This window comes from Terriglobus albidus, from assembly GCF_025685425.1.
In the GTDB taxonomy this organism is placed as follows: domain Bacteria; phylum Acidobacteriota; class Terriglobia; order Terriglobales; family Acidobacteriaceae; genus Terriglobus; species Terriglobus albidus.
The window spans coordinates 30187-41704 of record NZ_JAGTAS010000052.1 but is presented as its reverse complement, the minus strand read 5'-3'; the positions used below and the strand labels follow the sequence as shown (position 1 = coordinate 41704).

Genomic DNA, 11518 nt, shown 5'->3' with positions numbered 1-11518 from the left:
TGACGGGAATAATGTTACCGGTGGTACTTTCCTGGTTAACACTTCAGCAGGTTCTCCCCCGACGACCTATGACATCCCGCTGAGAACGAACATCGGATGCTGTGTGCCTGACGTATCGTGGAACGATATATATCCCGTACAAAGGAACATTCGCCGGGTTAAAACACTGCTGGAGCTATCTGTTTCGAGGTCCGGCTTCCGTGCAGTCTTGCCGTCTTGGTTCTCTCTACACCTTGTGGAAACGTGTGTGCGCGTTTCTGCCCGTTCTGGCTGCTTCTCTCCTCGCAGCGGTTCCCTCTGCAGCACAGGTATTTCAGTTCCCATCGGCGGTTGCCGTCGGGACCGGCAGTAGCACCCAGACCGTCACGGTTCCGGTGACCACTGGTGGAAGTCTTGGCTCGATTACCGTGGGTACACAGGGGCTCTCCGGTTATGACTTTTCATTCGTCAGCGGCGGCAGTTGCACTATCGGTAACAGCTACGTCCCGACTCAGAGTTGTACGGTCTCAGTGCAGTTTGCGCCGCAATCGCCGGGACTGCGCTCCGGCGGCATTGTCCTGAAGAGTGGCAGCGGCACGGTGATGGGGTGGGTTCTCTTAAGCGGAACGGGCTCTGGTCCTCTGGTGGGTTGGTTGCCCGGCACGATGTCCACGGTGGTGGGCAATGGAACCTGGATCTATGGTGGCGATGGTATGCCGGCGACGCAGTCGACCCTTTTCCTGCCTCAGGGCGTCGTGGTGGACGCCGCGGGAAACCTCTATGTCACCGACTCCAGCAGCAATCGTGTCCGGCGGATCGATGCTCAGACCCAGATAATCACCACCATTGCAGGCAATGGCGATCCCGGATACACCGGGGACGGCGGTCCGGCTACCGGAGCTTCACTCAGCAATCCCACTGGGCTGGCGCTGGATGGCCTTGGCAACCTCTACATCGCCGACAACTACAACCACGTGGTGCGCGCGGTAGACCTTGGCACGAACATCATTCGTACGGTCGCCGGAACGGGCACAGCAGGCCACTCCGGGGATGGCGGTGCAGCGACCTCTGCCCATCTGAATGGGCCGAACGGACTTGCTGTCGATCCGGCAGCGGGGATTCTTTACATTGCGGATACCGGTAACAGCGCGGTGCGCAAGCTGGATCTGGTAACAGGAACCATCAATGCTTTCGCCGGGACCGGCGTGGCAGGGTATAGCGGCGACGGAGGTACCGCCATTTCCGCAAAGCTCAATCTTCCCTGGGGAATCGCTGTCGCTGCCGATGGCCATGTATGCATCGCAGACCAGGGCAACCACATGGTGCGGTGTGTCACTTCCGGCGTGATCCAACTGGTCGCGGGTACGGGTGTGCCGGGATTCTCCGGTGATGGCAGTGCAGCCTCGAGCGCTCAGCTGCGTTACCCGGGAGCATTGTTATTCGATGTCGCTGGAAACCTGTTGATCTCTGACACCAGCAATAACCGCGTGCGACGCATCAATGCGGTCTCTGGACTGATCGAGACCATTACCGGTACCGGCGGCCAATCTTTCCAGGGTGATGATGGACCCGCCAATGCCGCCATGGTCTATGGCCCGTACTCGATGGCTCTGGATGGTTACGGCAACCTCTATATCGCGGATATGTTCCACAACCGTGTCCGCAAGATCACGACGAACCTTGCGAAGATGACCTTTGCCGCGATCCGCGTAGGCCGGACCTCGCCGACGCAGACGATTACTGTCGAGAATGCCGGCAACACGACGATGACGATTACCAACGTCGCTACGGTATCGAATGCATCGCTGGATGGTAATGTGTCCGGCATGTGCGGTACCAATACTGTTCTGGCCAGTTCCACAAACTGTGTCGTTGGTGCGCAGTTCAATCCCCAGGTAATCGGAAACCCAGTCAATGGCCGCATTGAGGTGCAGTCGGCAGCCATCAACGCGCCGGCGGTACTTTTGTTGAGCGGCGAAGTGCTCACACTGGACCCGACGACGGTCAATCTCTCCTCCAGCCCGAATCCATCGGCGCTCGCGCAGGCGGTGACGTTGACCGCCCAGGTGCAGACCAGCGGAACCAATGTTCCGACAGGCAAAGTTACCTTTTATGACGGTTCGACGCCGCTTGGTTCGCCGGTGAACCTCGCCTCCGGTGCGGCGACGCTGGTCACCAGCACTCTCGCTCTGGGGAGCCACTCACTGACGGCAAGTTATGAGGGCGATCAATATAACAATCCCAGCACCTCTACCGCAGTAACGCAGGTGGTTAAGCAGGCAGCGACAGTGAATCTAGCCTCCAGCAACACAACCACTGTCATAAAGCAGCCGGTGACCTTTACGGCGACCGTAACGGCTGCCGGTTCTCCGACTGGATCGATTACCTTCCAGGATGGCTCTTCCAATCTGGGGACCATAGGGATCAATGGCTCCGGCGTTGCACAGATAACCGTTAATACTCTTAGCGTCGGTACTCACAGTATTACGGCCACCTACAGCGGAGATACGAATACCATCAATGCCGTCTCCAACGTGGTGACGCAGACAGTCCAGAAGGACACGAGTTTGACGACACTCGGCGCGGCGCCTTCGTCGATCAAAGCGGGTGAGCCTCTTACCTTGACGGCTACCGTGAGCAACAGTGGTCTGGTTGCCGTGACTGGCTCGGTGACCTTCAAGGATGGCTCGAACATCCTGGGCACTGCGAACCTCAACGGCAGTGGCATTGCTACATGGACAGCCACAGGTCTGAATGGCGGCGCACATTCCTTCACGGCTGCCTATGGGGGTGATACGAACAACTCCACCAGTACTTCGACCGCACTGAACTTTACCGTCGATACCATCCCGACGACCACGTTATTGTCGGCCAGTGCCTCGACAGTCGATGCCGGGGCTCAGTTACAACTGTCTGCGACGGTGACGCCATCGCAGACCACCGGCGGGCAGGTGACCGGTACGGTTACTTTTTATGATGGTTCGACGGTTCTTGGGACAACGACTGTTCCTTCCAATGGCGTGGCGCAGTTGGTGACGACGTCACTTTCTGTTGGCTCGCACACGCTGACAGCGACCTATAGCGGCAGTACGAACTACGCAACCAGCACCTCTAACATTGCGGCGGTGACGGTACGACAGGCGACTACTTCGACAGTAATTACAAGCAGCGGATCGCCGGCGATTGCAGGAAGTGTCGTAACCTTCTCCATTACGGTTACCGGCTCGGGCGGAATTCCGGCTGGAACGGTTGGTGTCAAAGACAACGGCACTCCAATCGGTCTGGTCACGTTGAACGGAGCCGGCAAGGCGAGCTTCGCAATTTCGACGCTGAGTGTTGGCACCCATGTCATCACCGCGGATTATGCCGGTGATGCGAAGAATACCGCATCGAGCTCGACTCCTATCTCGCAGGAGATTGTGCAGGCAACCACTACACTGCGGGTGGCTGCCAGTGCGAACCCCTCGGTAAGTGGGCAGCCGGTTTCGCTGGTGGCTACTGCGACCAGTAATGGTGGCGTTCCGCCAGGCCAGGTACAGTTTTTGGATGGTGGCGTGTTGATTGGGGCATCAATCCTCAACGGCAGCGGCGTAGCGAGCCTGCCGACGTCATCCCTGACACCCGGCATTCACACCATCACCGCAATCTATGCGGGTGATGCCACGTACGCTGCCGCAACTTCAAATGCGCTTTCTTTGACCGTGTTGCAGGCGATCACGGTTGCGGTCGCGTCCGGTAACAATCCCTCGATCGCCGGCCGTGGCGTGCAGTTCACTGCGACGGTCAGCGGAGGCAGCAATCTTACAGGAACGGTGGCCTTCAAGGACGGTTCGACGTCTCTCGGAACAGCTTCGTTGCAGAACGGCGTGGCTATTTTTTCGACTGCGAACCTGGCGGTAGGAACACATTCCATTACAGCCATCTACAGTGGGGATAGCACCAATGCATCAGCCAGTTCTCCGGTGTTGTTGCAGCAGATTATTTCTGCGACGACAACTGTGCAGGCGAATCCCAGCACGACAACGTTGATCTATGGTTCGGCGCTCACGGTACAGGTTCAGGTGACCGGCAATGGTGGCGATGTGACCGGGCAAGTGACTCTGCTCGACGGCACAACGTCTGTCGCAACTGCCACACTGGGGACCAACGGAACAGCGACCCTGATCACTTCTTCACTCACGATCGGGCCACACACGCTCATCGTGCATTACGCCGGCGATGCGAAGAATACTGCGGCTGATTCGTCACCCATTCAGCTATTGGTGCGGCAGAACAGTCAGGTTGCACTGGTATCAAGCCTGAACCCGGCGCTTACGGGAGAGAACGTGGTGCTGACGGCGAAGGTCACGAATGTGGACGGCAAGCCCACGGGATCGGTCACGTTCCTTGACGGCGGCTCGTTGCTGGGACAGGCCACGTTGGATGCGAATGGCAATGCCAGTATCTCGAGCGCTACGTTGGTTGGCGGCAAGCACGTCATTACTGCTCAGTACAGCGGCGATACGCTCAATCTGTCGAGCTCCGCAACGTTGACACAGGAGATGGATCTACGGCCAACAACCACGGGCTTGAGCGTCTCAGCTACTTCGTTGCAGACCGGCCAGACCGTTAGTCTGGTGGCCGTGGTACGGGGCACGGGGCCGGCGATGCCGACCGGTGCTGTCCTCTTCACTTCGGGTACAACAACTCTTGGCACGGCCGCAGTGGACACCAACGGTCTTGCGACTCTAACCGTATCGCCGTCAGCGGCAACCTACCATGTGGTGGCGACATACAGCGGAGACTTTCTGTATGCCGGTTCTGCTTCGTCCTCCGTCGATGTAGTTGTTTCTCAGGCGCAGCAGTTTACCCTCGCCTTGTCTCCATCGAAAGTCAATCTGACCAGCGGTGACCATGTGACGGTGACGCTGTCCATCGCATCGTTGAACGGCTTTGCCGACACGCTGAACCTTGGATGCAATGGCCTGCCGTTCGCCGCGACCTGCACGTTCTCGCCGAACTCGCTGAAGCTGGGCGCGAACATTACGCAGCAGGTACAGCTCCAGATCGATACCGGAAACCCGCTAGGAGCAGGAGCGTCTGCGAGTGTGCGCAATACGGACACGCCGATTCTGGCCACGATTCTGTGGCCTGGCGTAACCGTGCTTGGGCTACTGGGCATGGGTATGCGTAAACGCCGCCGCTGGCTGGGCGGCCTACTGATGGCTCTGGCGATGATCGGTGTCGCCGGCGGAACGACCGGTTGTACCGGTGCTCTGCATACCAACACAACGCCGGCTGGTTCCTATACCTTCCAGGTCACCGGCGTTGGAACGACCAGCGGAGCGAAACAGGCCATCGACGTGACGCTTACGGTGGGGCAGTAATTATGCGGCTGTGGTTCGCCGCGATCGCGGCTCTATCGATGGTTTTAGGATGTAGTGCGTCAGTGGAAGCACAGGCCGTTGCTGCGGGGAGAGGCCCGGGTCCGCATGTGATGGCAGGCGGCGGACTCAGCATCTTCCAGTCGGACTATGGTCAACGTCAGCTTGGCGGTCTCACCCTATGGGGCGATGCCAATATCAGCCATCGCTGGGGCATAGAAGGAGAGGCGCGCTGGTTGCGGTTCCATAACGATCCCAATGGGAGCAACCAGTCAACGTATCTCGCTGGTCCACGCTTCAACTTTATGACCCGCAGTGTGCGGCCATACGCCAAGGGGCTGGTTGGTATCGGGCACTTCAAGTTTCCCTTCGGTTACGCGAACGGTAACTACTTCGTCGCTGCGCCCGGAGGTGGCGTGGAGTGGTATCACAAGCGCTTTGCGGTGAAGGTGGTGGATGTGGAGTACCAGATGTGGCCGCAGTTTTCGTATGGGGCCATTCATCCGTATGGGATCTCGACGGGTATTACTTTCCGTCTATGGCGTGGTAAGTCGATGATGTCGGAGGAGTAGGAATTGGGTGCCCACATACGCGAAGCTTATGTGGGTGTATCGAGCGAAGCTCGATCCGCCTTTCCGCTGAGAGGGGTGGGGGAAGCATGGGTAGAGGAGCAGATTTCTCCGCTCCCTGCGGCCGCTACGAAATGACAAACCAAAAACAGTTCGAGCTTCGCTCGAATGCCCACATAAGCTTCGCGTATGTGGGGCACCCAGTGTATGGGTTTAATGCACGACCTCGGCTTCGCGCAGGAAGTCGTAGCTCGCCGAGGGATTGGGATGGATGTTGGTGACGCGGCGGGAATGGACGACTGTGTTGTCCAGGTACCAGAGATTAACGCCGGCGGCGTCCTCTGCCAACAACTGTTGAATGTGAACGTAGATGGGACGGCGCTTTGCCTGGTCTGGCTCAACCGCTGCTTCTGCGATCAGCTTGTCCACTTCAGGGTTGCTGTAATGGCCACGGTTCGCTCCCTTGGGCGGAAAGCTCTTTGAGGAGAGGGTGTAGCGAAAAATATCCGGATCTTCGTTTGAACCGATCCAACGCAGGCCGTAGATCTGGAAGGCTCCCTTGGTGACGTCGGCGTAGAAGGTGCCAAACTCATTCGAACGAATCTGCAGATCAATTCCGACAGCCCGCAGTTGCTGTTGCAGGATGGCTGCGAGCAGGCGGGTCGTTTCATCGGTCGAGGTCTTCATCGTCAACTGAAAGCGTGATCCATTCTGCCGCACAGGAAAGCCTGCCACGTCGAGAAGCTTGCGGGCGCGCTCGGGATTGAAGGAGAAGTCGGGTAGTTCGCTCGCTGTTGCCTGTGCCCAGTGTCCGTTCGGTAGCAGCGATGCCGCGGGGCGCGCATGATCGCGGAAGAGGGCATGAATGATGGGCTGACGATTGATTGCGAGCGCAATCGCCTGCCGCACCTCGCGATGCCTGAGCAGGGCGTCGTTACAGTTGAAGTTGATGTAGTTCAGGATGGAGCCGGGACCGACGTCGGTAACGATCTCTTTCTCGTTGCGCATCGCCCAGACCATGTCCTGCGTGATGACATTCGATGCAATGTCGGCAGAGCCTTTGCGCAGCTCCAGAGCGGTCGTGACCGCATCGGGGATGACTGCGAAGCGTACACGCTCGATCTTCGGCACACCGGACCAGCTTTGAGGATTGCGCTCGACGACAACCTCTTTGTCAACGACCTGCGAAACAAAACGGAAGGGGCCGCTGCCGATAGGTGCGCCTCCAAGTTCCTTGCCGCTGCCGCGCGGGACGATGCCGAAGAGACCATCGGAGAGGTTGAAGAGCAGGGAAGCATCGGGCTTATCGAGGTGCAGCACCAGGGTGTAGGGATCGGGCGTCTCGACCTGCTTGATGGCCGAGAGACTGGCTCCCTTGCTGGTGACGATGGAACCATCCTGAAGGGAGCGGATGGTGTAGGCCACATCTTCGGCGGTAAGCGGGCGGCCGTCATGGAAGGTGACGCCATGACGAATGTGGAAGACCATGCGTGTGGGCTCGGGCTGCTCCCACCGTTCCGCGATCCACGGCTGCGGGTTGTAGTGCTCGTCCTTGTGAACCAGAGGGTCGAAGATCAATCCGCCGATACGTTCTGACTGTGCGTCTGTGCCGATGCGGAGATCGAGATTATTCGGACTCGACTCGATGACCATTACGACCATGTTGCCTTCGGGCTTCGTACGGCACCCTGTTGCAAGCGCGAGAGTAATGAGCGGCAAGGTGGCGAGGAGCCTGGAGAACCCTCTAATGCGCATTCGTTACCCTTCCGAGAACGACGGGTCGCGAGGCACCGGTGGCTGACGGAACGTTCCCCGGCAGGCCATGCCAGGTGAGCCAAGCGAGCAGAGCAAACGCTGCAGCCTCCTTTGCCTCAGCGGGCAGACCGAAGTTCTCGATGGGGATGAAGGTGATGCCCAGCGGCTCGAGACGTTCCCGCAGCATCCGCATCAAGGTGGCATTCTTTGCTCCACCGCCGGCGGGGATAAAGTCCGTACCCGCGGCAAGCGGAGCGTTCATGCCGAGGTGCGGCCATACGAATGTCCGGTAGGCGTGAGCGATGCTTTCAGCCGTGAGCGCGGTCGCTGTGGCGATGATGTCTTCGCTGCGGGTCTTGACGCAGAGCTTCAGCAGCTTGTCGACGAAGGCCGCGCCGTACTGCTCGCGCCCGGTGGATTTCGGTGGCGCTGCGGTGAAGTATGGATCGCGCATCAGCGTGTCCAGCACGGGCCGCAGAACTACCCCACGTTTTGCAATAGCCCCATTGCGGTCATACGGCTTCTGGAAGAGACGCTGCATCAGTGCATCGACCACCATGTTCGCTGGCCCGGTGTCGAAGGCGAGCAGCTTGTCTGCATCGGAACCTGCCGGAAGCGCGGAGAGATTGGCGATGCCTCCAAGGTTCTGCAGCACGCGATTGCGCCTGGTGTGCGCGAAGACGGTGTAGTCCAGCATTGGTACCAGAGGCGCGGCATGACCGCCGGCGGCCATGTCGGCGGGGCGGAAGTCACTGATCACCGGGGTCCGGAGACGTTCGGCAATGCAGCTTGCTTCGCCTAGCTGCCAGGTACACTTCAGCGGTTTGCCCAGATAGGGCGATGCATCGCCCTGGTGGTAGATCGTCTGTCCGTGGACGCCGACCAGTGATGCTCTGCGTTTTGAGGCAGTGAGGGTTTGTGCGATGCAGTCGGCATAGACCTCGCCTAATCGCCAGTGCAGCCGCGCCATCTCCGCCGCTGAGATCGATTGGGCATCCATCGCTGCCAATACGGAATTGCGCAGCGGCTTGGGATAGGGGAAGGCCCGGTATTCCAGCAGCTTCAGCTTCGGTACGTGTTTGCCGGGAGAGATGCGGACGACAGCAACATCGACACCATCGGCGGAGGTGCCGGACATCACGCCGGCGACAGTCATCGCAACGGGTTCGCGCACGGGCTGTTTGCTCATGCCTGTCCTTCCAGTTCGCGTTTGAGTTCGTCCAGAAGCTGGAGTGCCTGCATCGGCGTCAGAGAGTTGATATCGGTCTCCTGCAGTCGGTCGACGATCTTCTGCGAGAGCGGTGTAAAGATTGTCATCTGCAAGGCGGGCTGTGGCGGAGCTGGGATCGCTCCGCGAACTGAGGCGTTCTCCGCCTTCTCATGCAGACGTAGTACGTCACGTGCGCGATCGATGACTGTCTGGGGCAGACCGGCGAGCCGGGCGACGTCTATACCATAGCTCTTGTTTGCAGGGCCGCGTTCGACTGCATGGAGAAAGACGATGCCGGTTGATGTTTCCTTGCAGGCGACCCGGAGGTTTTCGAGCTTCGATAGCTGATCGCTCAGCAGTGTGAGCTCGTGGTAGTGCGTGGCGAAGAGCGTGCGGGCGCCGATGCGGTTGTGGAGGTGTTCGACCGTTGCCCATGCAAGCGAGAGGCCATCGTAGGTGGCTGTGCCACGGCCCATCTCGTCCAGCAGCACGAGCGAGCGTTCGGTGGCGGTGTTAAGGATGGCGGCGGTCTCGGTCATCTCGACCATGAAGGTGGAGCGGCCGCGCGAGACGTTGTCGCTGGCGCCGATGCGGGTGTAGACGCGGTCGACCAGGGAGAGCCGCATGCGCTCGGCCGGAACGAAGCAGCCCATCTGCGCCATAATGACCAGCAGCGCTGCCTGTCGCAGGTAGGTGGATTTACCACCCATGTTGGGTCCGGTTATCAGCAAGAGCGAGGGGCCTTCCACGCCGTCCAGATGCATGGAGTTGGGATGGAACCGTCCGCTGGCGGCGAGCTCCAACCGGCGCTCGACCACGGGATGACGGCCGTTCACGACCTCGTAGATGCAGCCTTCGGGTTCGATCTGCGGACGGATGTAGTTGCGCAATGCGGCGAGATGCGCGAAGCCGGCCGTCAGATCCATCTCCGCAACCCGGCGGGCGGTCTCCCTCAGTCGATGGGCAGCGGCCAGCACGGTGGTACGCAGCTCCGCGAAGATACGCTTCTCAATCTCGACCGAGCGTTCGTGCGCGGTAAGGATCTTGGTCTCGTACTCCTTCAGCTCGGGCGTCGTGAAGCGCTCGGCGTTGACCAGCGTCTGCTTGCGCTCGTAGTCGGCGGGAACGGAGCCCAGGTTCGACTTGGTGATCTCGATGTAATAGCCGAAGACGGAGTTATACCGAACCTTCAGCGAGGAGATACCGGTGCGTTCGCGCTCGCGTTCTTCGATGGCCGCAATCGACTGGCGGCCGGACTGCGAAAGTGTGCGTAGCTCGTCGAGCTCGGCATCGCGGCCCGGCTGAATGAAGCCGCCATCGGCGAGCGTGACGGGCGGCTCTTCAGCGATGGTGTTGACGATGGCTGCATAGACATCGGTCAAGGCATCGAAACCCGAGGTCAGCGTCTGCCAGCCTTCCGCTTTGAATGCTGCAGCCTCTGCCAGTACGGTGGGTAAAGCTCCCAGGGTTCGGCCCAGCGCCAACACATCACGCGGCCCGGCGGAGTCCATGGAGACGCGCGCCAGCAGGCGTTCCAGATCGAGAACGTTATCCAAGGCGCGGCGCAACTGCTCACGCAGACGAAGCGAACCAACAGCTTCATCGACAGCATCGAGGCGGCGGTTGATGCAGGCAGCATCCGCCATGGGGCGCAGCAGCGCAGAACGTAGGAGACGTTTGCCCATCGGTGTACAGCATGTATCCAGAGCATGGAAGAGCGTGCTCTCCACTCCTTCCTGCGTCCACAGGGGCTCGACCAGCTCCAGGTTACGCACCGAGACAGCGTCAAGCTCCAGCGAGCCGCCGCGCTGGTAGTACTTCAGGCCATCGAGATGCTGCAACTCCCCCTGCTTGGTGCTGCGCACGTAGTGCACCAGCGCACCCGCGGCGACTGCGGCGGCAGTATGGCCGGCCAGTCCGAAGCCGTCGAGCGAGTGCGTATGGAAGTGGCCCTGCAGGAGAGGCAGAGCGTAGTCGGCGGTGAAGACCCAGTCCTCGACCGGAGTGCGAGTGCGAACTTCGAGTCCGGGAAGCTCGACCTCGTCGTCCGGCAGCAGTCCGGATTTACCCGGATGAAAGCCTTCGGGAAGGACAAGTTCTACCGGGCGTAGGCGGCCAAGCTCATCGAGCGCGAGAGAGAAGGCATCGGCTCCACGGAATTCGGTGGAGCGGAAGTCGCCGGTGGAGAGATCGAGCACCGCAACACCGAAGCTATCTTTGCCGACAGGCGCCAGGCTGGCGAGGAAGTTGTTCTCGTCAGAGCCGAGCGATGGATCCAGGGCGGTGCCTGGCGTGAGCACGCGGACGACCTCGCGGCGGACGATAGTCTTCACCGTCTTCGGGTCTTCCATCTGCTCGCACATGGCAATGCGATAGCCCTTGCGCAGCAGGCGCTGGATGTAGGTTTCGGCGGCGTGGTAGGGGACGCCGCACATCGGAACGGACTTCTGCTTATCGCGGGCGGTGAGTGTGAGCTGCAGCTCGCGCGAGACCTTGATGGCATCGTCGTAGAACAGCTCATAGAAGTCGCCCATGCGGAAGAAGATCAGGCACTCCGGGTGGGCCTGTTGCGCCGCGGTGTACTGGCGCATAAACGGCGTCATGGCTGGCTGTGAAATCTCTGACACGGGACTTCAGAATAC

The 11518-nt window shown here is 59.9% G+C and carries 5 protein-coding genes; 2 read left to right on the top strand and 3 right to left on the bottom strand.

Features of this window, described 5'->3' with window-relative positions:
* The first annotated feature begins 245 nt into the window (after positions 1 to 245).
* The gene (locus tag OHL21_RS11485; RefSeq protein ID WP_263417411.1) at positions 246 to 5345 is read left to right on the top strand and encodes an Ig-like domain repeat protein; all 5100 of its coding nucleotides are present in this window, start codon (positions 246 to 248) and stop codon (positions 5343 to 5345) included.
* 2 nt (positions 5346 to 5347) lie between these two features.
* On the top strand, positions 5348 to 5914 hold the full coding sequence (locus OHL21_RS11480) for an outer membrane beta-barrel protein (RefSeq protein WP_399258147.1): 567 nt from the start codon (positions 5348 to 5350) through the stop codon (positions 5912 to 5914).
* Between the two features lie 210 nt (positions 5915 to 6124).
* Here OHL21_RS11480 and OHL21_RS11475 read toward each other — a convergent pair whose 3' ends face one another.
* Genes OHL21_RS11475 through mutS form a run of 3 tightly spaced genes read right to left on the bottom strand, consistent with a single transcriptional unit; the run spans position 6125 to position 11479 of the window.
* Complete coding sequence (locus tag OHL21_RS11475) at positions 6125 to 7666, bottom strand: ABC transporter substrate-binding protein (protein WP_263417409.1); 1542 nt, start codon at positions 7664 to 7666, stop codon at positions 6125 to 6127.
* The gene (locus OHL21_RS11470) at positions 7656 to 8855 is read right to left on the bottom strand and encodes an anhydro-N-acetylmuramic acid kinase (protein WP_263417408.1); all 1200 of its coding nucleotides are present in this window, start codon (positions 8853 to 8855) and stop codon (positions 7656 to 7658) included. Before OHL21_RS11470 ends, OHL21_RS11475 begins: the two co-directional genes overlap by 11 nt.
* Complete coding sequence (mutS, locus tag OHL21_RS11465; protein WP_263417542.1) at positions 8852 to 11479, bottom strand: DNA mismatch repair protein MutS; 2628 nt, start codon at positions 11477 to 11479, stop codon at positions 8852 to 8854. The genes OHL21_RS11470 and mutS overlap by 4 nt, the downstream gene beginning before the upstream one ends.
* Positions 11480 to 11518 lie beyond the last annotated feature (39 nt).